This is a genomic window from Prochlorococcus marinus str. MIT 9201, assembly GCF_000759955.1.
Lineage (GTDB): Bacteria > Cyanobacteriota > Cyanobacteriia > PCC-6307 > Cyanobiaceae > Prochlorococcus_A > Prochlorococcus_A marinus_G.
Genome location: NZ_JNAL01000004.1, coordinates 1 through 21,481, shown reverse-complemented (window position 1 = coordinate 21,481; position 21,481 = coordinate 1). Strand labels below are relative to the sequence as shown.

The 21,481-nt window shown below is 32.3% G+C and carries 25 protein-coding genes, 2 tRNA genes and 1 pseudogene; 14 read left to right on the top strand and 14 right to left on the bottom strand.

Annotated features, from left to right (window positions below; all coding sequences use genetic code 11):
* Nucleotides 1-22: 22 nt before the first annotated feature.
* Nucleotides 23-1,723 carry an Rqc2 family fibronectin-binding protein gene (locus EU95_RS08160; protein WP_032521375.1) on the bottom strand — a complete coding sequence of 567 codons (1,701 nt, stop codon included), beginning with the start codon at nt 1,721-1,723 and terminating at the stop codon, nt 23-25.
* A 73-nt stretch (nt 1,724-1,796) separates the two neighbouring features.
* On the opposite strand from EU95_RS08160, the gene gmk reads away from it, so the two are divergent.
* Nucleotides 1,797-2,351 carry a guanylate kinase gene (gene gmk, locus EU95_RS08165; protein WP_032521361.1) on the top strand — a complete coding sequence of 185 codons (555 nt, stop codon included), beginning with the start codon at nt 1,797-1,799 and terminating at the stop codon, nt 2,349-2,351.
* 15 nt (nt 2,352-2,366) lie between these two features.
* Here the strand turns inward: gmk and psaJ are convergent, their stop codons facing one another.
* Both psaJ and EU95_RS08170 read right to left on the bottom strand, forming a co-directional pair.
* Nucleotides 2,367-2,501 (bottom strand): photosystem I reaction center subunit IX, encoded by a 135-nt coding sequence (psaJ, locus tag EU95_RS0108665; RefSeq protein ID WP_011862490.1) that lies wholly within the window; start codon nt 2,499-2,501, stop codon nt 2,367-2,369.
* Nucleotides 2,502-2,528: 27 nt separating this feature from the next.
* The gene (locus tag EU95_RS08170; RefSeq protein WP_025975313.1) at nt 2,529-3,083 is read right to left on the bottom strand and encodes a photosystem I reaction center subunit III; all 555 of its coding nucleotides are present in this window, start codon (nt 3,081-3,083) and stop codon (nt 2,529-2,531) included.
* 74 nt (nt 3,084-3,157) lie between these two features.
* Between EU95_RS08170 and tsaD the strand changes: the two genes are divergently transcribed.
* The 3 genes from tsaD to EU95_RS08185 all read left to right on the top strand — a co-directional run bounded on the left by tsaD (nt 3,158) and on the right by EU95_RS08185 (nt 5,781).
* Nucleotides 3,158-4,228: a tRNA (adenosine(37)-N6)-threonylcarbamoyltransferase complex transferase subunit TsaD gene (gene tsaD / locus EU95_RS08175; RefSeq protein ID WP_032521360.1), complete on the top strand. Its 1,071-nt coding sequence runs from the start codon at nt 3,158-3,160 to the stop codon at nt 4,226-4,228.
* Nucleotides 4,229-4,233: 5 nt separating this feature from the next.
* Entirely contained in the window at nt 4,234-4,410 is a 177-nt protein-coding gene (locus EU95_RS08180) for a hypothetical protein (protein ID WP_032521359.1), read from the top strand.
* 165 nt (nt 4,411-4,575) lie between these two features.
* Nucleotides 4,576-5,781, top strand: coding sequence for a cation:proton antiporter (locus EU95_RS08185; protein ID WP_032521358.1), 1,206 nt, complete (start codon nt 4,576-4,578; stop codon nt 5,779-5,781).
* Here the strand turns inward: EU95_RS08185 and gltX are convergent.
* The 6 genes and pseudogenes from gltX to EU95_RS09280 form a co-directional block, all read right to left on the bottom strand.
* The gene (gltX, locus tag EU95_RS08190) at nt 5,773-7,212 is read right to left on the bottom strand and encodes a glutamate--tRNA ligase (RefSeq protein WP_032521374.1); all 1,440 of its coding nucleotides are present in this window, start codon (nt 7,210-7,212) and stop codon (nt 5,773-5,775) included. The two genes, EU95_RS08185 and gltX, sit on opposite strands and share 9 nt — an antisense overlap.
* A 17-nt stretch (nt 7,213-7,229) precedes the next feature.
* Nucleotides 7,230-7,303: transfer RNA gene (locus tag EU95_RS08195), tRNA-Asp, on the bottom strand.
* 149 nt (nt 7,304-7,452) lie between these two features.
* Complete coding sequence (locus EU95_RS08200; protein ID WP_002807701.1) at nt 7,453-7,647, bottom strand: hypothetical protein; 195 nt, start codon at nt 7,645-7,647, stop codon at nt 7,453-7,455.
* Nucleotides 7,648-7,682: 35 nt separating this feature from the next.
* Nucleotides 7,683-7,755, bottom strand: a tRNA-Trp gene (locus EU95_RS08205).
* A gap of 53 nt (nt 7,756-7,808) precedes the next feature.
* Nucleotides 7,809-8,279: a 50S ribosomal protein L19 gene (gene rplS / locus EU95_RS08210; protein WP_032521357.1), complete on the bottom strand. Its 471-nt coding sequence runs from the start codon at nt 8,277-8,279 to the stop codon at nt 7,809-7,811.
* 32 nt (nt 8,280-8,311) lie between these two features.
* Nucleotides 8,312-8,620: pseudogene (locus tag EU95_RS09280) on the bottom strand (PepSY domain-containing protein).
* Between the two features lie 91 nt (nt 8,621-8,711).
* On the opposite strand from EU95_RS09280, the gene map reads away from it, so the two are divergent.
* On the top strand, nt 8,712-9,551 hold the full coding sequence (gene map / locus EU95_RS08215; protein WP_032521356.1) for a type I methionyl aminopeptidase: 840 nt from the start codon (nt 8,712-8,714) through the stop codon (nt 9,549-9,551).
* 3 nt (nt 9,552-9,554) lie between these two features.
* Here map and EU95_RS08220 read toward each other — a convergent pair whose 3' ends face one another.
* Complete coding sequence (locus EU95_RS08220; RefSeq protein ID WP_032521355.1) at nt 9,555-10,274, bottom strand: SDR family oxidoreductase; 720 nt, start codon at nt 10,272-10,274, stop codon at nt 9,555-9,557.
* Between the two features lie 154 nt (nt 10,275-10,428).
* Between EU95_RS08220 and EU95_RS08225 the strand changes: the two genes are divergently transcribed.
* The 5 genes from EU95_RS08225 to EU95_RS08245 all read left to right on the top strand — a co-directional run bounded on the left by EU95_RS08225 (nt 10,429) and on the right by EU95_RS08245 (nt 13,786).
* Nucleotides 10,429-11,538 (top strand): phosphotransacetylase family protein, encoded by a 1,110-nt coding sequence (locus EU95_RS08225; RefSeq protein ID WP_032521354.1) that lies wholly within the window; start codon nt 10,429-10,431, stop codon nt 11,536-11,538.
* A gap of 25 nt (nt 11,539-11,563) precedes the next feature.
* The gene (locus EU95_RS08230; RefSeq protein WP_032521353.1) at nt 11,564-12,076 is read left to right on the top strand and encodes a DNA recombination-mediator protein A; all 513 of its coding nucleotides are present in this window, start codon (nt 11,564-11,566) and stop codon (nt 12,074-12,076) included.
* 66 nt (nt 12,077-12,142) lie between these two features.
* The gene (locus tag EU95_RS08235) at nt 12,143-12,640 is read left to right on the top strand and encodes a YajQ family cyclic di-GMP-binding protein (protein WP_032521352.1); all 498 of its coding nucleotides are present in this window, start codon (nt 12,143-12,145) and stop codon (nt 12,638-12,640) included.
* Between the two features lie 25 nt (nt 12,641-12,665).
* Entirely contained in the window at nt 12,666-12,872 is a 207-nt protein-coding gene (locus EU95_RS08240) for a hypothetical protein (protein WP_032521351.1), read from the top strand.
* Nucleotides 12,873-12,982: 110 nt separating this feature from the next.
* Nucleotides 12,983-13,786 carry a prohibitin family protein gene (locus EU95_RS08245; protein ID WP_002807352.1) on the top strand — a complete coding sequence of 268 codons (804 nt, stop codon included), beginning with the start codon at nt 12,983-12,985 and terminating at the stop codon, nt 13,784-13,786.
* Between the two features lie 69 nt (nt 13,787-13,855).
* Here EU95_RS08245 and hemL read toward each other — a convergent pair whose 3' ends face one another.
* Complete coding sequence (gene hemL, locus EU95_RS08250; RefSeq protein WP_032521350.1) at nt 13,856-15,157, bottom strand: glutamate-1-semialdehyde 2,1-aminomutase; 1,302 nt, start codon at nt 15,155-15,157, stop codon at nt 13,856-13,858.
* A gap of 227 nt (nt 15,158-15,384) precedes the next feature.
* The gene (gene xth, locus EU95_RS08255; protein WP_032521349.1) at nt 15,385-16,230 is read right to left on the bottom strand and encodes an exodeoxyribonuclease III; all 846 of its coding nucleotides are present in this window, start codon (nt 16,228-16,230) and stop codon (nt 15,385-15,387) included.
* 71 nt (nt 16,231-16,301) lie between these two features.
* On the opposite strand from xth, the gene EU95_RS08260 reads away from it, so the two are divergent.
* Genes EU95_RS08260 through EU95_RS08275 form a run of 4 tightly spaced genes read left to right on the top strand, consistent with a single transcriptional unit; the run spans nt 16,302 to nt 19,453 of the window.
* Complete coding sequence (locus EU95_RS08260; RefSeq protein WP_032521348.1) at nt 16,302-16,583, top strand: hypothetical protein; 282 nt, start codon at nt 16,302-16,304, stop codon at nt 16,581-16,583.
* Nucleotides 16,584-16,621: 38 nt separating this feature from the next.
* Complete coding sequence (locus EU95_RS08265) at nt 16,622-17,221, top strand: hypothetical protein (protein ID WP_032521347.1); 600 nt, start codon at nt 16,622-16,624, stop codon at nt 17,219-17,221.
* 52 nt (nt 17,222-17,273) lie between these two features.
* Complete coding sequence (gene larC / locus EU95_RS08270; protein WP_032521346.1) at nt 17,274-18,500, top strand: nickel pincer cofactor biosynthesis protein LarC; 1,227 nt, start codon at nt 17,274-17,276, stop codon at nt 18,498-18,500.
* Entirely contained in the window at nt 18,497-19,453 is a 957-nt protein-coding gene (locus EU95_RS08275; RefSeq protein WP_032521345.1) for a lysylphosphatidylglycerol synthase domain-containing protein, read from the top strand. The genes larC and EU95_RS08275 overlap by 4 nt, the downstream gene beginning before the upstream one ends.
* On the opposite strand, the gene EU95_RS08280 is transcribed toward EU95_RS08275, so the two are convergent.
* Complete coding sequence (locus tag EU95_RS08280; protein ID WP_032521344.1) at nt 19,450-20,988, bottom strand: ABC transporter permease; 1,539 nt, start codon at nt 20,986-20,988, stop codon at nt 19,450-19,452. The two genes, EU95_RS08275 and EU95_RS08280, sit on opposite strands and share 4 nt — an antisense overlap.
* Before the next feature lie 26 nt (nt 20,989-21,014).
* Nucleotides 21,015-21,481 (bottom strand): GTP-binding protein (locus EU95_RS0108655; protein ID WP_032521343.1); only part of this gene is annotated, 467 nt, incomplete at its 5' end.

The window sequence follows — 21,481 nt, the reverse complement described above, 5'->3', positions numbered from 1 at the left end:
AAAAATTTTTTTTTATTATAAACTAAATTACTGTTTTAAGATTTTTTTTAATGTAATCTTCTCCTCTTGTAGGATTTCCCCAAATAATTTCTCCGTTTTTAAAGGAAACGCACCCCGGCCCTCCTTTTTTGATTTTATGCAAATCTTTTATCTTTACTAAATTAATTGGAACTTTAATGTTTCTTTTTGCCTTACTAAATAAAGCAGCTAAATCTGCAGCTATTTGAAGATCTTGTTCAGATGCTGCATGTGATGAAGACTTTAAAACTACATGACTACCTGGTGATTCCTGTGCATGAAACCATAGATCGCCTTTTTTTGAAAACTTAAAGCTTATTAAATCATTTTGCCTCATATTTCTGCCTACCTGAAGCTTCAATCCTGTGGGAGTGTTAACTTGAATTGGTGAAGATTGAATCTCAGATGTACTTTTCTTATCTTCTCTTTGCCTTTTGATATTGATATTAAATTCGTTACATATTTCTTCCATAATTTCTTCTAGTAGTTTGATTCTCATAAAAAGGTTTTCATGATTTAAAGAATTTAGATTTTCTAGGAGTGTAGTGAATTCATCTAATCTTTCTATATTAGTTTTGTAAATACTTAATCTTTCTTTTATCAATTCTCTAGATCTCTTAAGTTTTTTTGACTTCTTATAAAGTTTTTGTCCTTTAATAATATCTCTTTTCTTTATTTCATTTGAACTGAATATATTATCGGCTTTTTCTTTATATACATCGTAGTTTTCTGATTTTGCCAAAAGATCATATTGAATATTTAAATTCTTTTTCTCAGTATTGGTCTGTTTAAAAATTATCCCTTTAATTTTCTTTTCTAATAATTCAAGTTTTTTTTGCTTAAGATGATAATCATAATAATTCTCTAAACCGGAGCATAAATCAATTTTATTTTCGCAATTAATTTCATTATCAAAAAACCAAACGCAATAAAATTCTTTATTAAATATAGAAAATTTAAAGTTATTATTTTTAATCCGATTTATCCAAATTTTCCAATTTTTAAATATTTCTTTTAAGTCTGAATCTCTTATGAAATCGATATTTTGTTCCATTATTTCCGAATTGCTAGTTTTGCTAACAAACTCTAATTGTTTTGTGAGTATAGGGCTTACTCCTTGATAGGTATTTATTAAACAGTATTTCAAAGATTCAGGCACTATTGAAATTGAGTCTTTCCATGATTGAAAAGACTCATCTTCTTTAGGTTGTTTTTTGAGATTAACTGGTGGTCCAGAATAAATTGATCCTGTTGAAATTGTTCTAAAACTGGATTGACTTGATTTGATTTGTTTGCCAACTGCAATTATTTTATGTTTATTATCCAAATAAAAAATATTACTATGTTTTCCCATTAATTCAAAAATTAAATACTTACTAATTTCATCTCCAGGTTTTTTTGCAAAACCAAATTTTATAACTCTCTCGAAATCATCTTGTTCAATCGAAATTAAAGCCATGTACTTTAATCCGTATCTTATTTGTTTAGAAAGTGTACTTTCTCTCCCAATCTTTTCTGGCCTTTTTATCTTTAGTATTCTAGGCGAGTCTCCATTCCATGAAAATTCTATCCATGTTTGAGAATTAACTCCTCTGAAACACAGTTGAACTGTATTAGGATCTGGTTGTTGAGCAGTTTCAAACTTTGTAGGTAGGATGTTCTCTGTCAAATAATGCAAGACAGATCTAATAGATGTAATATCCATTATCTGTGGAACACCTTTTTGCATTATTCCTTTTTAATTCACAAGATGTTTATCTTACTGTAAAAAATTTAATATGAAAAATCAAAAAAAACTCATTATCCTTACTGGACCCAGCGGGGTGGGTAAAGGAACAGTTGTGAAAGAAATATTAGGTAAAGAAAAAGATTTTTGGCTTTCAATATCTGCAACTACTAGAGAACCTAGAGAGGGAGAGAAGGACGGAGAAAATTACTACTTTTTAAATCAAGAAAAGTTTAAAGAAATGATTGAACAAAACCTATTCCTCGAATGGGCTCAATTCGCTGGGAGCTATTATGGAACTCCTTTGTCTTCAGTTAATGAGAAAATAAAGAGGGGATTTACTGTGCTACTTGAAATTGAGGTAGAGGGAGCAAGGCAAATAAAAAATAAGTTTCCTAATTCCTTGTCAATATTTTTACTTCCTCCGGATAAGGAAGAGTTAGAGAGAAGAATAAGAAATAGAGGTACAGAAAAAGAAGAGGCAATTAAAAAAAGACTCTTTAGGGCTAATTATGAGATTTCAGTATCAAATCAATTTGATTTTGCGTTAACAAATCACAATGTTGACGAAACAGCCAAAAAAATAATCAAGTTAATAAAAACTTGATTATTCTCTCTTTTATCAGCTCATTGGATGGAATAATAAATCGGGGAAAAACCTATTAAACTCAATAATTATTCCCGCTGTAAGGCTTAGCCAAATTGCTGCTACTACTGGGGCAGATCTTACAAATTTTGTGTTTAGAATTTTGAACATTTGTTTTATGAAAGTTTTTAAAGATGTTTAGCGAGGACCATTAAGTGTAATGTTGTTATCTTTCTCTCTTAAGTCTCCATTTCTACCTTGTTTATTAGCAAGAAGAGGCCATTGCGCTCCTTTTACAAGACATTTTCTGGCTAACTCTAGGTCAATAATTATCTCAAGATCTGCTGGATTCTTAGTCTTTTTTGATTCAATCAGATACTCTCTTCCTGACCAGCCTATTATTCCAGCGATGTAAATGAATAATACTCCTGGAATAAGTAAATCTCCCTCATGACCTCTATTTAAAAGGGCTCCCCATGGCTCAAGAGGAGGTCCAATTATTAAATGTGGAAGACCATCATCTCCGCATGATGCTTTTCCGTATCTTTCAAATCTTGCGATGTCTTTTTGAGTAGTTGCAGAATTTGCTCTCTCAATAAATTTAGGATTCTCAGAGCATTTAGTGAGGGCTGAAGCCGTATATTCTGTGCTAGCTCTATCTGCGTTTAAGGCAGGCCCATTAGCAGCCAGAGCAATTGGAGTAATTCCTAGGAACAGAAAAACTGAGGTTATGATTGAAAAAAAGAATTTCATAAGTTGCAATCTTTAATTCCCTATAGTGTGTTAAGTAAGAAATTAACATTAAAATAGAACAAGTTGAATCAAAAATGCATAAAGTTTTAGCTATTGAAACAAGTTGTGATGAGACATCTGTCTCAATTGTTTCTAATATTGGCGACACTTTCAGAATACATTCAAATATAATCGCATCTCAAATTGAAGATCATTCAAAATGGGGAGGAGTCGTGCCTGAACTCGCAGCTAGAAAGCACTTGGAGTTATTACCTTTTGTTTTAGATAAGGCTTTAGAAGAATCAAAAATCAAAATTGAGGAAGTTGATTATATTGCATCAACTGTAGCTCCTGGATTAGTGGGTTGTTTACGAGTTGGCTCTATAACTGCAAGATCACTTTGCATGTTACATTCAAAGCCTTTTTTGGGAATTCATCATTTGGAGGGGCATTTATCTTCAATTCTATTTTCAGAAAATTATCCAAAGAAATCTTTTCTAACATTACTTGTCAGTGGGGGACATACTGAATTGATAAGGGTTGATGATAGAAGGGGAATGCAGAGACTTGGGAAAAGTTTTGATGATGCCGCTGGAGAAGCCTTCGATAAAGTCGGAAGACTATTAGGTTTAAGTTATCCAGGAGGACCGGCAATTGAAAAGATTGCTAAAAATGGGGACCCAATGAAATTTAATTTACCAAAATGTAGGATTTCTGATAAAAAAGGGGGATTTCTTAAATATGATTTTTCTTTTAGTGGTCTAAAGACTGCCGTATTAAGATTAGTTGAGAGAATAAATTTGGATGGGAATACCATTCCAATTCCTGATATTGCTGCAAGCTTTGAGAGAGTAGTTGCAGAAGTCTTGGTAGAAAGAACAATAAAATGTGCAGAAGACCATAGCTTGGATAATGTTGTAGTTGTTGGAGGAGTGGCTGCTAACAATACATTAAGAAAAATGATGATTAGTGAAGCTAGTAAAAAATCTATTAAAGTTCATTTAGCTCCTCTTAAACTTTGTACAGATAATGCGGCAATGATTGGAGCGGCGGCGTTGTTCAGGATCAAATTTAAGGATCATTTTAGTTCCCTTAAATTAGGTGTCGCAGGAAGACTATCAATTGAACAAGCAAATACCCTCTATGAAGAAATCCCTCCTTTTTAACTTCAATGAACAAACAACCTAAAATCAAGATTAAAGAGACAAAAAAGTTTGTTGATAAAAATGAACTTAATTTGTGGAAAAGAGGTTTTACACCTCAAGCTGAAATATGGAATGGAAGGATGGCAACTGTTGGGATAGGAATTATTTTTATAATTATTGCTTTCATAAGCCAATTTTCCTAATAAAAATTAAATTCATTTGACTTAAAACAAGTTTTGAAGCATTTAATAAAAATTAATCCTGTTCAGCTGATTAATTAAATTAATAAGTATTGTATTTATTGGACTTCAGATAAGATTGTTGATTTAATCAAAATAATAAATATTTTTTACTATATATAATTTTTTATGACGCCTGAAAGGCTTGGATTACTTTGGGGAATCACTGTATTCGCAGGTGCTTGTGCTCGATTATTTTCTTCTTTAACAGGATCTCCCAGTGTTGTTATTTTATTGCTTTCCGGATTGCTTATAGGAAGATCAGGTTTAGGACTTGTTGAGCCTTTAGATCTTGGGCAAGGACTTGAAACTATTGTAGGGCTTTTAGTCTGTTTGGTTCTATTTGAAGGGGGACTAAATTTAAAACTGCCTGAGGGGAATATAAGAAATACTGTTTTGAAAATTTCATTGGTAAGACTTTTTATTTCATTATCAGCGGGAATTTTTATTGCTCATTGGCTGGCAGGACTCTCATGGCAAGTTGCAGGAATATATAGTGCCATCGTTCTAGCTACTGGACCAACTGTTGTCTCTCCATTAGTGGAACAAATAAAATTAGCTTCCCCTCTTTCGGAAGTTTTAAAAGCTGAGGGGTTGTTGCTTGAACCAATTGGTGCAGTACTTGCATTACTTCTTTTAGAACTTACTTTAGGCGACCTACGTGGGATTAACGATGTATTTATAGCATTAATGCAAAGATTAGGGGGAGGAGTCTTCATTGGATTAAGTGCAGGATGGTTACTATCAGAAATTTTAAAAAAAATAAAAAATGAAGCTTCATTTGGTATAGAGCTTCAAGTTACCCTTGGATTTATTTTCCTTGTGTATGGAATTTGCGAATATTTTCTGCCAGAATCAGGCTTGCCTGCTTCTGTAGCGGCAGGTTTTGTTGTAGGGAAAAGAGAAGTTATAGATAAGGAAAGATTGGATAATCTAATAGGTGAATTAGCTCAATTAGCCATTACAGTTCTTTTCCCTCTTTTGGCCGCTGATGTTTCTTGGGGTGAATTAAGTCCTCTTGGCTGGGGTGGAGTCGTTTGCGTTTTTATGTTGATGGTAATTGTTCGCCCTATTTCTATATGGATAGCAACAATGGGAAGAGAATTGAACTTAAAAGAAAAAATATTTTTGGCTTGGTTAGCCCCCAGAGGTATTGTTACCGCAGCGGTAGCTTCTCTTTTTTCTATTAGATTAGAGCAGGCTGGTATCCTTGGGGCTGGACGTCTCCAAGGTTTAGTTTTTCTTACTATATTAATGACAGTAGGAATCCAAGGCCTTTCAGCCAAGCCTTTGGCCAGTAAGCTTGAATTAGAACAAAAAAATAATTTAGATTGATTTAAGGCATCTTTCAATTCGGGACCTATCAGTTTTACTTTCTGAGAAAAGTTCCCAACTTTGAATTAAATCTGGCCCACTTAAAGATCCAAAAAAAGCTACCCTTAATGATTTCATTAATACCCCTTTTTTAATATTATGCATTTTTGAGATTACGTTTATAATTTCTTTAGCTTTTTCTTTATCTATTTTTATGGTGTTTTGCTCATTTAAATAATTTAAGATTAATTTTAGAGATGCTTTACTATCTTCGTTTTCCAGAAAATCTTGACCTTCTTTTTGAATTGTAGGGATTAAGAAAAATGGTTTTGATTGATCAATGGCATCTTTTAAAAGAGTGATAGAATCCCTAAGCAAAATTGCCAATTTATGAGACCATTCTTGAGATGGTGGCACCCAACCATTATCATCCCAGTATTTCCTGATAATCTCGCTTAATTTTGTTGATTCCATATTCTTTATATATTGAGAATTAATCCAGTTGAGTTTTTCCCAACTGAATTTTGCTCCTGCTTTATTTATGTCTGATAAGTCAAAAATTTCAGATATCTCATCAAGTGAAAGTATTTCTCTGTCGGCAGATTTTGGAGACCAACCTAAAAAGGCCATATAGTTTGATAAGGCCTCAGGTAAATATCCCATATCTCTAAATTCGTCGATTGAAGTAACGCAATCTCTCTTAGATAATTTTTTCCCTTCACTATTTAGTATTAGGGGTGTATGCGAAAAAGTCGGCAAATTAAAATTTAATGCTTTATAAATCAATATTTGTTTTGCAGTGTTAGAGATATGGTCTTCACCCCTTACAACATGAGTAATATTCATGAAATTATCATCAACTACAACTGCAAGATTGTACAAAGGATCTCCAATCTCATATCCCTTTGCCCTTCTTGACAAAACTAAATCACCACCCAAATCCTTCCCTTGCCATTTGATTTCGCCTCTTATCTGATCTACCCATTTAATTTCAATTTTTTCATCAATCTTAAACCTTATTACTGAACTCCTCCCTTGGGATATGAAGGTTTCTATTTCTTCTTTTGAAAGACTTCTGTGTCTATTATCGTGTTTTGGAGGTAATCCTTTCTGTTTTTGTTCTTCTCTTAGTCCAGAAATTTCATCTTCTGTTGTAAAGCACCTATATGCAGCTCCACATTCCAATAGCTTTTTGATGTAACTTTTGTGAATCGCAATTCGGTCACTTTGCTTTATAGGTTCTTCATCCCATTTAAGTCCAAGCCATTTCAAGCCCACTAATATATTTTTGGTATATTCAGATTTAGATCGAAGAAAATCTGTATCTTCTATTCTGATAAGAAATTTTCCGCCTATTTTTCGTGCATACAACCAGTTGAATAATGCTGTTCGCGCCGTCCCAATATGAAATAAACCCGTTGGACTCGGAGCTAGTCTTAATCGTTTTTCCAAATCTCTTTTAGAAAAAACGGGACCGACGGGATTCGAACCCGCAACTTCCGCCGTGACAGGGCGGTGCTCTAACCAGTTGAACTACGGTCCCAGAGTTTTGTTCTAAATTTATTTAGAACTTCATTCTTAAAATTATCAGATCATAATACTTAATTAATGGTGTTGTAATAAAAAAAATTTATTAATTTGAGGATTTACAGAAATAGTTAGTTTTATAGCTTCCTCAGAATTTATAACTATTTATTTTTGAGGCCTAAAACCAGCAGGTTCTATCAACCTAACTTGGTTACCTCTCGCGGTAAACTCTCTACCTTGGTCACTTTGCACGACAACTCTACCACCAGATTTAACTCTGATGACTCTTGCGCGGACCCATCCTAAAGCTGCAGATTCGAGGACTTTAACTACGTCCCCAGGTTGAAGATCTAACTCCATCTTATGAAAAAATGATTTACATAATGTTGATCAAACGCGTCGTGGAGGACTTGAACCCCCGACATCAGGTTTTGGAGACCTGCGTTCTACCAACTGAACTAACGACGCATCTAAATGATTATAAGCGTCTTTGTGACCAATAAGTTGATTAATTTACAACTTTATCGATCAAAGCGTTGTTTAACGCGAGTAGCTTTACCTACCCTATCTCTTAAATAGAATAACTTAGCTCTTCTTACTTTACCTCTACGTTCAACTTTTAGAGAGGCAACTTGCGGACTGTGTAGCATAAATACTCTTTCAACACCTATACCCTGAAAAATTCTTCTAACTGTAATTGTCTGGTTGAGGCCTCCATGCCTTTTTGCTATCACAACACCTTCATAAGGTTGAACTCTTTCTTTATTACCTTCTGTAATTTTTACTCCAACTTTAACAGTGTCCCCTACATAAATTTCAGGCAATTCTTTTTTTAATTGTCCATTTTCAAATTCATTAATAAGATTGGATGCGCTTAAGCTTTGAGTAGTTTCAGAAACCATTTTTTTTTCTTTTTTTTCAACTGCTACATCAACTGATTCGTCAGCTTTAATAGCGGTTTCTAATTCCTTCTCTTGTTTCTCTTTGGCCATTTTGGTCTTTTTTATCCTACAAGTTCTATATCTTAACCTTTTGACTCGCCTTTAGTAACCTTTTTGGTAAATGAAATTGTTTTTGAAAACATTTGGAATCCTGTTATGAGCATCTATAAAACTCCAAGGGAATTCAATATTACGTATATAAGTTCTCCATTATTTCCAAGCCATTCGCCCTCATGGAGAGACATCAACCAGTGAACTTGTTCTCTAGAGTAACCCAATAAATCTTTTGAAACTCTATAGAGAAGCCCAGTAATGGAAGATATAACTAAAGGGAGAAAAACCCAAGGCGCCAAAGCCTTATGAAATTGCCTAGAATTATAAAAAAATTTCATTCCTGTTTCCCATTGTTATTGTTAGATTTAAGATAGCTAAGACAATAATGGCTATTTTGAAGATATTTAGCTATTACTATTATTTATTCCAATGAGACATTTTGCAGATCTTTTATTAAATAAAAATAATTCCAAAACTATTGATCAAGTCCCTTTTATTCAGAGACGAAGAGGGATTGAAATAAAGTCTGCACGTGAAATTAATTTGATGAAGAAATCTAGCAGGATTGTAGCAACTGTTTTGAGGGAAATTAATGACTTAATTAAGCCAGGAATGAGTACAAAAGATTTAGATGATTTCGCTGAAAAGAGGATAAAAAGTTTTGGAGCAGTGCCAAGTTTTAAGGGCTACCATGGCTTCCCTTCTAGTATTTGTTCTAGTATTAATAATGAGGTTGTTCATGGAATACCAAGTAAAAATAAAATAATTAAAAATGGTGACCTAGTTAAAGTTGATACAGGAGCATATTTAGACGGCTTTCACGGGGACAGTTGTATTTCAATTTGTGTGGGAGAAGTTAGCCAAAAGGTTCAAAATCTTAGTGAAGTAGCCTATGAAGCATTGTATGCAGGGCTTTCGAAAATCAAAGCAGGGAATACACTTCTAGATGTAGCTGGGGAAATCGAGGATATTGTTTTAAAAAATGGTTTTAGTGTTGTAGAGGACTATACAGGTCATGGAGTTGGAAGAAATCTTCATGAAGAACCATCAGTATTTAATTTTAGGACCAAAGAATTGCCCAACGTCACCCTTCGTGAAGGAATGACATTAGCTGTGGAACCTATTGTTAATGAAGGGACTAAATTTTGCAAAACATTAAATGATAGATGGACAGTAATAACAAAAGATGGAAAATTGTCGGCTCAATGGGAGCACACAATAGTTGTTTTAAAAGATGGGATTGAAATTTTGACAGATAGAGATTTCTAGAAACTATGATTTGTACTTATAAATAATTTGGCAATACAAAAAATTATAAAATTCTTTCAATGGAAAAAGTAGATAGGATAATGGGTTTGGACTTATTATTATTAGATATTTTTTTGAATTTGCTAAATTATAAATTTTTTTAGATACAAATTCGGGACTCATTATTCCGATAGGATTTAATTCTGATTTAAAAGGCCCCAAGATGATTTTTTTAATTATTAATTTTTTCTTTGTATTTTTATCCAAAAGATTTTTTTTGAAAGAAACTAGTTGACCAATAAGGGATTTACTAATCTCATATGACGGATTTAGGGCTGGTAATATTTCTGCTTCAGATGTGTTAATCCAAATCTCTTTTTTTATTGGTGAATCATAGGTCAGAGCAATATCTTCGAATAAATTTAATAATTTGAATTTGCTTAATGCATTTATTTCTATTGAGTTTTCATAATTGGAATTTGTCCTACTCAAATCATAGATACCATGGTTCAAGATTAAAATATCTATCTTTTCTAATTGCTTTTTTAATGATGACTCCTTCCCACATTCCCATTTAATCCATTCATTTGGAGATTCAAGATTTATTTCATAATTAGTTTTACTATGAGTAAATCCAATCACTTTATATCCTTTCTGACGAAACAACTTTGTTAATTCTTTTCCTAGCGTACCTGAGGCGCCAGTAATACCTATAGTTTTTGTGTTTTTGGTTGAATTTATCATTTTGCTTGATTTTTATGAGATACCAATGAATTAAAATAAATTTACCAAAAAAAGAATATTTATTTTTTTATTTGATTAAAACTCATAAATAAATATTTGTTTAGTTCTAAAAAAAATATTATCTTAAACCTATTGATAAAAAATTTTACTAATTATGAGCGATATATTATTAATTGGTTCTTGTGAGCCATTTAGTGGTAAGTCTGCAATGGTTCTTGGGATAGCAAAAAAACTTTTACAGATGAAAAAAAAAGTACGCATAGGAAAACCTTTAGCAACATGTATTGAACTTACTAATCTTCCTTCAATGTCTTATGAAGGATTAATAGATGATGATGTTAAGTTTATTGGATCTACCTTAAATATTGAAGAGGAGAATTTAATTTCTTCAGTAGGGTTATTGGATAATATATCAGCTGAAAAAAGAATTTTCAATAAAGACTTACTCCCAGGGAAGGGTTTTAATCAAATTGAAGGATTGGTTAATGATGATTTTGAAGGTTTAAATATCTTAGAAGCAGCTGGAAGTCTTCATGAAGGTATGATTTATGGCTTAAGTCTCCCACAACTAGCTAAGGATTTAGATGCGAAGGTTTTAATTGTGAATTTATGGGAAGATTGTAAAAGTGTAGATGCATTACTTGATGCAAAAAAACAATTGGGTGAAAAATTTGCTGGAGTTGTATTGAACGGAGTTACACCACAAGAAGTCGAAAAAGTTAAAAATGAAATAATACCTTCTCTTAAAGATCTGGATATTGAAGTATTTGGGGTGATGCCTAAATCACCACTGCTTAGAAGTGTCACCGTCGGTGAGCTTGTAAGAAGACTCGATGCCCAAGTAATTTGTTGCCCTGAAAAAGATCAATTACTTGTTGAAACATTAAGTATTGGTGCAATGGGGGTGAATTCTGCAATGGAATTTTTCAGGAGAAGACGAAATATGGCTGTAGTTACCGGAGCAGATAGAACTGATATCCAACTTGCTGCTTTGGAGGCTTCCACTCAATGCCTCATTTTAACTGGTTTAGGAGACCCTTTATCACAATTGATTCATAGAGCGGAGGAATTAGAGGTGCCAATTCTAAAGGTGGAATTAGATACTCTTTCCTCTGTAGAAATTATTGAACAAGCTTTTGGACATGTCAGAATACATGAATCAATTAAAGCTTCTTATGCTATTCAATTAGTTCAAGAGAATGTAAATTTAAAAAGAATTCTGGAAAAGATAGATTTTCCCTGCAATTTTTTAGATAAATGCTAATTATAAATATAGAAACTTTATTATTTTGAGTCGCTCTTTAGATCTACCCGCAACTGAAGGCGTTGATGCCTTAGCTCAAGAACTTGCAAAACTCCAAGATAATGGGAAAAGGAGAATTGCTTTTTTGGGTAGTAGACACGTACCTGTTGTCGATATCCACTTAATTGAGTTGATAGCTAGGTCACTAGCAGAGGAAGGACATAACATTCTTACTTCTGGATCTCAAGGTGTAAATGCAGCTGTTATTAGGGCTGTCTTAGATATTAATCCATCATTATTAACTGTTTTATTACCTCAAAGTCTTGATAGACAAATACCTGAAATAAAGCATCAACTTGAGCGGGTTATACACTTGGTTGAAAAAAGTGAAAATGATGAATTACCTTTGCCACTTGCAAGTAGTCTTTGCAATCAAGAAATTATTACTAGGTGCGATCAATTAATATGCTTTGCCTTTCACGATAGTGAAACTTTGCTTAATAGTTGTAGATGCGCTGAAGAGATGGGGAAAGTGGTTAGTTTGTTATTTTTTGATTAAATTAATCAATTTCCACTCATTGTAAGATGATTTATGCTAATAATATTTAGCGTTTAATAATTTGCTATGGCAGAAAGTTTTTCATTTGATGTAGTCTCTGATTTTGATAGACAGGAATTAGTAAACACTTTGGATCAAGTAAAAAGGGAAATTTCTCAGCGTTACGATCTTAAGGGCACAGACACTTCAGTTGATTTGGATAAAGAAAATATTTTTATAATCACTAATAGCGAGTTAACCTTAAATGCTGTAAATGACATAATTAGACAAAAGGCAATAAAAAGAAACTTATCTTTAAAAATATTTGACTACGGTGAAATTGAAATGGCTAGTGGTAATAAAGTAAAACAAACAATTTTATTAAAACAAGGGATTAAACAAGAGATTGCAAAAAAAATTAGTAAGAATATTAGAGATCAAATAAAAAAAATTAATGTCAGCATAAATGGGGAAACACTTAGAGTTGCTAGTAAGAGCAAAAATGATCTTCAATTAGCAATTAAGCTTGTTGGTGAGTTAGAAGAGTCTTTGAACATTCCTCTAAAAGCTAATAACTTTAGATAAGATCTTTGTAAGATTTTTTTTAAATATGGCAGATTATTCAGAATCTCTCATTAAATCATTGATTACAAAAGTAAAAGGATATTCTCGTTTTTCAAAAGCAGAAGTAGAGAAATTTTGTTGGATGGCAGTACATGAGCATAAACATGGTGTTTTACCCTCTGAATATGACATCAGGGAGATAGATGAGGAACTTTATTTGGAACTTTTGCGAGAATTTAAATCAAATATCTAAAAATAATATCTGCATTTAAATTTACAATTATTAAAAAAATATTTTAATTAAATGCCTTATTAATGCACTAATTAGTCTATTTAAATATGATTAACTAAAAAAAGAATTTAATGTCAACATCCTTCAAAAATGTCACGCCAACTGGTCCTGGTGGGACTGCAACATTATTAATTGTATTGTCTTTTACTGGGTTTCTTTTGCTTACCCAATCTCTATTTGTTGTTCCTTCTGGACAAGTTGCCGTTGTTACAACATTAGGGAAAGTAAGTGGCCCCTCTAGGAGAGCTGGTTTAAACTTTAAACTTCCATTTATCCAGTCTGTATATCCATTTGATATAAAAACTCAAGTTCAACCCGAAAAATTTGAAACTTTAACTAAAGATCTTCAAGTTATTAGGGCTACAGCTACTGTTAAGTATTCAGTAAAACCAAATGAAGCAGGAAGAATCTTCGCAACAATTGCAAGCAGAAATAGTGATGTTTATCAAAAAATTGTTCAGCCATCTTTGTTAAAAGCTCTAAAATCAGTCTTTTCTCAATATGAGCTAGAGACAATTGCTACTGAATTCGCAGTAATTTCTGAAAAAGTAGGTGACACTGTTGCACAAGAACTTAATTCATTCGATTATGTAGATGTTAAAAGTCTAGATCTCACTGGATTAGAGATTGCTGAAGAATATAGAGCTGCGATTGAACAAAAGCAAATAGCTGGTCAGCAATTGCTAAGAGCAAAGACAGAAGTCGAAATTGCTGAACAAGAAGCACTTAGATATGAAACATTAAATAGAAGTCTCGACGATCAGGTACTCTTCAAATTATTTCTCGACAAATGGGATGGTAGCACACAAGTTGTTCCTGGCCTTCCAGGTTCAGAAGGAGGTAGTCCACCAGTAATAGTTGGTGGAAAAAGATAATTATTTAAAATTATCATTCTTAAAGGTTAAATCATTTACTTATTTTTCTTCTGGAAGACTAGTAAATGATTAATTTTTTATTGCATTAAAAGATGCGTCAAAAGCTTCGATAGTTTTATCAATTTCTTCTTCGCTGTGAGCTAGTGAAGTAAAACCAGCTTCGAAAGGACTTGGAGCTAGATAAATTCCTCGTCGAATCATTTCTTTATGCAACTTACCAAAAAGTTCGGCATCATTTGTTTTAGCTTCATCAAAGTTCCTAACTGGCCCATCACATAAGAAAAATCCAAACATTGCGCTTACACTCCCTCCATTGATAGCGACACCGTTATTTTCTGCAGATTGAATTATCCCTTCGATTAATCTAGAAGTTATTGCATCAAGTTTCTCGTAAGTGCCTTCTTGTTTAAGCAGCTCAAGAGTTTTTATTCCAGCAGTCATTGCCAGTGGGTTTCCGCTTAAAGTACCTGCCTGATAAACAGGCCCTGAAGGGGCAATCATTGACATTATTTCTTTCTTGCCTCCATAAGCTCCAACGGGTAAGCCTCCACCAATAACTTTCCCAAGTGTGGTCAAATCAGGAGTAACTCCAAACTTTTCTTGAGCGCCTCCATAACTTATTCTGAATCCAGTCATTACTTCATCAAAAACTAACAAGGACCCATTCTCGGTTGTTAATTCTCTTAAGCCTTCTAAGAATCCAGGTTCAGGAGTAATAAAACCAGCATTACCAACAATAGGTTCAAGTATTACACCAGAAATAGCGTCAGGATTTTCAGAAAATAATTTTTTTACTGCTTCAAGATCATTATATGGAGCAGTAAGTGTGTTGGAAGTTGTTGATCGTGGAACCCCTGGAGAATCTGGTAATCCTAAAGTAGCTACACCTGATCCTGCTTTTACCAAAAACATGTCTGCATGACCATGATAACAGCCGTCAAATTTAATAACTTTATCTCTTCCCGTGAATGCTCGCATCAGTCTCAAAACTGCCATGCATGCTTCAGTTCCACTATTAACAAATCTAACCATTTCTACAGAAGGGACAGCATCTATAACCATCTCAGCAAGTTTGTTTTCTAAAACACATGGAGCCCCAAAACTGGTACCTTTCTCAATTGCTTCTTGTAATGCTGTTATAACTTCGGGATGCGCATGTCCACATATTGCAGGTCCCCAACTTCCTATGTAATCAATATATCTATTACCGTCAATATCCCAAGCATAAGGGCCCTTGACTCGATCAAAAACTATTGGCTTTCCACCGACAGACTTAAAAGCTCTCACTGGGGAGCTTACACCTCCAGGCATTAACTCTTGGGCCGCGGAGAAAATTTCTTCTGATTGGGTGCAATTGAATATTTCAGTCACAATTTAAATAAATGATGTTTTGAGAAAAAACTTTGTCATGTTCTAACTTAGAAATAAGAAAAAAATTTGTCAATCAGAATGAAATTCTACATTATGATATTTTTATTGCGATAGTTGGGATTGTAAATTATTAATTTTTAGGAAATTACAATACATATTATTATTATTTTAGATAACTCTTTATTAATAAGCGTTTTCAGGCATAAAAGAAAATGAATTTACTTTATTTATATTTCGAAGAAATTATCATCATTCTCAAAAAAATCCTCATTTATGTCGTTTAAGTTAAGATCTATCATTACTGGAGCATGATCACTTGGCCGTAAATTACCTCTAGGTGAGCAGTCTATGACACAACTTTTAAGTTTTGATGATAGTTCTTTGCTGATATATATATGGTCTATTCTCCAACCTTTATTTAATTCAAATGCGTTATTACGGTAATCCCACCAACTCCAATGCCCAGTATTTTGTTCAAAAATCCTGAACGAATCTATTAATCTTTTTTTAAGAACATTATTTAGTGCATTTCTCTCCATCTCAGATGCCATTATTCCTCCTCCATATTTATTTGGATCATGAATATCCAAGTGAGATGGAGCAACATTAAAATCACCCATAAGACAAATTAATTCACCTTTTTTTTCTTGCTCATCTAAAAATGAAGCTAAACAATTTAACCAATTAATTTTATATTCAAACTTACTGGATTCTAGAGAAGATCCGTTGGGCACATAGACATTTATGATTTTAATACCATTAATATCGGCAGAAATAATTCTTTTTTGATCTGTGAAAATTTCGATATTTGGATAAGAGTCTGTACAACCGTAGAATCCTTTTTTAATATTTTCAGCTTTTATTTTGGAAATAATAGCTACACCATTGTATGATTTTTGTCCGTAAACCTCTACTGAGTATCCTAGTTTTTCAAAAGGTTCAATAGGAAAACTATCGTCTATGACTTTTGTTTCCTGCAAACATAGAATATCTGGATTAATTTGATTTAGCCAATCTAATACTTGTGAAAGTCTTGTTCTTATAGAGTTAACATTCCAAGTTGCTATTAACAAATTCTTACTATCTTATGTAAGATTAAGGTAGCAAAAATTTTTGGTATTAAAGAATTTTGAAATTTAATAAAATGAGAAATTATTTTTGTACAAAACTTTCTAAACCAATACCCATATTTGTTTTTTTAATTTCATTATCTTCCTTAAACGGTTATTTTCTAAACGCTGAATATTTACTTGATGAATTGGAAATCGATAGCTCAACTAAAACAAAAGATACTACCGCTATACCAACTAATCCATTTGAAATTGTAGAAATGTTTAGGAGATATAATAGTATGAAAGATGCTACTGATCCTTCTGATGCTATAGATGATGCTTTAAAATCTTTTGAAAGTTTGGAAGAAGAGTAAGAAATTTAAAACTTTAATTTACATTTTTAATCACTAATATGCTAAAAAATCCAATCCCAAAAGTAACTAATAAATTACAATATAGAGCTATCGGCATTATTAATGGAAAATATGTTCCCAATGATAGTCATCAATTAAATAGAGGCTTTTTAAGTGATGATAATGGTGAAAGAATTGAGACAGTTGTCCTTGGCAAGGCATTATCTCTCTTAAAAAAACATATTGACTTAAATAAAAGTTATTACTGGATTGTATATCCAAAGAATAAAAATACTCAAAACTTACATTTGCAAATTGCAGGCGTATGGCATCCTTATCAACTTAATGATTTTCCAAATGATTCTTCAGAAACAAACTTTCCTAAATTATTAGAGAAGTTAGATTTAAAAGATAATTATTTTTCTGTTAGAGGAGATTTAGTCTATGTCAACACTCAAAAGAAAGAGGTTGTTATTAAAATCTGTTTTGCTCCCGAGCCAAATAATTTAAAAAATAAAAATTTTAAATTAGTTATAAAAGGGGAGATTTCTCTAAATCTTCTAAATAGTTTTATAAGTTTAGATGTCAATAGAGATGGAAATGCTTTGAAATTAATAAGATACGAAGTTATTGAAAAAGATTTTTCTAAAAATAACTAAAATGAAGGGTTGATTTGTATCAAAATTTTAGCAATCAAGAAATCTTAGATCTATGGAAGATATTTTAATTGAATGCTCTCCAGGTATCTCTGGAGATATGTTGTTAGGAGCCTTATATGATTTGGGTGTGCCGAAAAAAGTTATTGAACAACCACTTATTGATCTTGGATTAAGGGATTTATATAATTTAGAATTTAGAGAATCTAAAAGTTGTTCAATTAGGGGGATAAAGGCCCAGGTTGAGAATGTTGGGGGTAGCCCAAAAAAAAGAAATTGGAGAAATATTAAAGAACTTATTTTAAATAAACACTTAGAAGATAACTTAAAGCAAATAATTTATGAAGTATTTGAATCATTGGCAAATGCAGAAGGAAAAGTTCATGGTATCAAGTCTGAGGATGTTCATTTTCATGAAATTGGAGCGATTGATTCACTAGTGGATATCATAGGAGTATGTGCTGCATTTAATTACCTAAATCCAAAGAGGGTTTATTGTAATGAACCAATGCTAGGCAAAGGTTTTGTTCAAACTGAACATGGAAAATTATCTGTACCACCACCTGCCGTAATAGAGCTAATAAGACAAAAAAATATTAAGGTTCTATCAAGTTTTGACTCAATAGAGGGTGAACTATCTACTCCAACTGGCATTGCTTTACTTTCCAATTTAGTCGACTATCTGAAACCCCCTCTAAGATATTCTATTAACTCTTATGGAGTAGGCATTGGTAACTTTAAATTTCCATTTCCTAATTTAGTTAGAGTTTATAAAATTTCTGCATTTGAGGATTCTTCTTCTGATCAACAAATTAATCCAAAGTGTGAAGAGATATCTATTCAAGAAGCATGGATTGATGACCAAACTCCGGAAGATATATCTAATTTTGTAGAGACACTGAGAATTGAGGGCGCTTACGACGTTTCTTATCAAGCTATTAATATGAAAAAAAATAGAATTGGATTTTCTGTTCAAGCAATTTTGCCAATAGAGAAAAAAGAATATTTTAGGCGATTATGGTTTGATTACTCCAATACTATTGGAGTCCGTGAAAGAACCCAATCTAGATGGATATTACCTAGGAGAAGAGGAGTATGCTCAACTACTTTTGGCAAAATAAAAGTAAAACAGACTTTAAAACCAGATGGATCAATAACTATGAAACCAGAAAATGACGAAGTTTTGAGATTAAAACTAGAACATAAAATATCAATTGACGAAATAAGAAAAATAATAAAAGAGTCAAGTCAAAAATTTAAAGCATTTGAAAATTGGCAATGAGATTCAGCATAAGTAAATATTTATATTGGAAATTTTTTAAGAAAATTAATTTTGGTGTTTTAAAGACTATTTTCTTTATTTCAAGCTTGTTCTATTTTTGCACCTATTTTTTTAATAATTTAGATAAAATTTCTTTTGATATAGATTTAGAAAAAAATGGCATTAATCTATCTTTATCGTTTTTATTTTGTGTTTTAAGTATTTATCTTAACGCTTATGCATGGAAATATATAGTTAAATGGTTTGGCAGTGACTTTAGAAGTAATAACGTAGTTTCTTTTTATGTTTTAACTAATATTCTTAAATACGTTCCAGGAGGGATTTGGCATTTTGTTGAAAGATTTAATTTTATAAAAAATATATGTAATCCTCAGATTGCTTTGTATTCCACACTTGTAGAACCTTACTTTATGTTGAGTGGGTCTTTTCTGTTGGCATCGCTGGGAGTGATTTTTTCACCACTTTACTTTTTTTTTATTTTGCCTTTTGTATTTTTAAATAGGAAATTAATTTATCTTGTACTAAAAAGACTAGGCTCTGTTAAAGGGAAAGTCTTTGAAGTTTTGAGAATATCAAATTCAAGGGTCTTATTTGAAAAGAGAATAAATATAATTTCTTTTTTCCCTACCAGAGCGTTATTACTTGAAATTGGTTTTGTCCTATCAAAATTTATTGGCTTTTATGTTTGTTTAAATACTTTTTATACAAGTAATAGTATTGACATAATTTTTTTATTAGTAATCTTTTCTTTATCATGGTCTATAGGTTTAGTAGTCCCAGGAGCGCCAGGGGGAATTGGAGTATTTGAAGCTAGTCTTCTATTTTTTGTAGGCAGAAATATTCCACAAAATACAATTCTGGTTAGCTTAATTTATTTCAGGGCTATATCTACCTTTGCAGATTTATTGTTGAGCGTACCATTTTTAATAAGAAAATTGTTTAAAAGAATTTAGTTTTTTTTCTCTAAACTTGGTATTAAAGTAATTGATGCAATAAGTCCTAAAGTCATGATAAGAATGGCCGGTAATATTGCCTCTATCATTCTTTCATCACCAGCATATTGGTATATTCTTACAGATAATGTATCGAAATCGAATGGTCTTAAAATAAATGTTATGGGTAATTCTTTTATTGTGTCTACAAAAACTAAAAGTGATCCTACAAATATTGGTCCTTGGAGTAAAGGCAGATGAATCCTTTTGATTATTCCCAGCCAGTTTTCGCCTAGTCCAAGTGCTGCTTCATCAAGAGTAGGAGAAATTCTTTCAAGACTCGAATCAATAGAACCCTTAGAAATAGTTAGAAATCGTACAAGGTAACCCCAAATAAGTAGGCAAATAGCAATGAAATTAAATTTTGAAGAGGAAATGCTTATTAAAGACAAAGCTAATACTGTGCCTGGAATTGCGTAACCTATACCCGAAATGTTTGTAACTAGTTTTAGTAAAAAGCTTTTATTTGGGCGTCTAGCCAAGGAAATTATTAAGGAGAAGAGCATCGTTATTAATGCAGTAAAAAATCCTAGGCTAATTGTCCTTAATGAGAGAGCAAGTAACTCTACAGATAGACCTTTTTGAATTTGATCGAGATTTAGCATAACCCAAAAACATGGAATTCCAAAAGAGAAAATTGGGGGAAATAAGCATATAGTTATTGCTAAAAGAGCTCTATTTTTTTTTAATTTCCATCCTTGAGAATCTTGAGATGCAGGGTTATCACTCCACCTCTTTGATTTACGCCTTGAGAATTTTTCAAAAATAATTAAAGTAAAAATTATTAATAAGGCTACCAATGATAATCCAATAGCACTTTTTGGATTACCCTCAATTATCCAATTTTCGGCTATACCTGTAGAAATACTTGGAATATTTAATAATGCAAATGTACCTAATTCATTCATTACCTCCATACACATTAAACTTATTCCTGTTATCAGCGCTGGCAAAGCCATTGGAAAAGCAATTTTAAAGAAGCTCCTCCATGGTCCAACTCCTAATCCCCTACTAGCATTGATTTGATTAACCCCAAATTTATTAAAACTTTCGTTAGCAAGAATAAATACATATGGATAAGTAGAAATTGAAAGTATTATGACCCCCCACCATAAACCAGTAACTTGATACCCAAAAATACTTCCTAAATCCTGCAAGATGGCTGTTATGAGATATGCTGGAGCAGCAAGTGGAACTAACTGACAAATACGTAGAGCTTTTCTAAATTTAAAATCACAATTTGAAAGTAACCAACCATTTAATGTTCCTAATCCCCCGCCAAATAAACTTGTAAGTGCTAAAACTTTTAAAGTGCCTAGTACCTCTTCCTTACCTGCAATACCTAATGAAAAATTTCCACCAAAAATATATATAACTCCTTCCAGAAGAAAATTGGAGATCGGAATAATTATTAAAAGTGCAATAACAAATGAAGAGATATAAAAAAGTTTTAATTCGTTTAATGCTTTTTTAAATCCTTTAATAAGTATTTTCAAAAATTAATTAAATCCTAATTTGTAATTTAATCTGAACTAAATCTACATGATGATAGTTGATTCTTGATAGTTTGATGATCTAAGTTTTTCCCAATTAATACTATCTTGTTAGATTTTTCTTTTGTCCATTCTTCATCATCTAAAGAAAAACGTTTCCCTGATAGGTGAAAAATGTGTTTTCTTTCACTTTCCATAAACCATAAAATTCCTTTTGCTCTAAATATATTTTGTGATATTTGATTATCTAAGAAATATTGAAACTTCCTTAAGGAAAATGGTTCAAATGTCTCAAAAGAAACGGATGTAAATCCTTCGATATTATTGCTCGAATCATGCGAATGAGAAGAATGATCGTGTGAATGAGAAGAATGATCGTGTGAATGAGAAGAATGATCGTGTGAATGAGAAGAATGATCGTGTGAATGAGAAGAATGATCGTGTGAATGAGAAGAATGATCGTGTGAATGAGAAGAATGATCGTGTGATTTTTTTT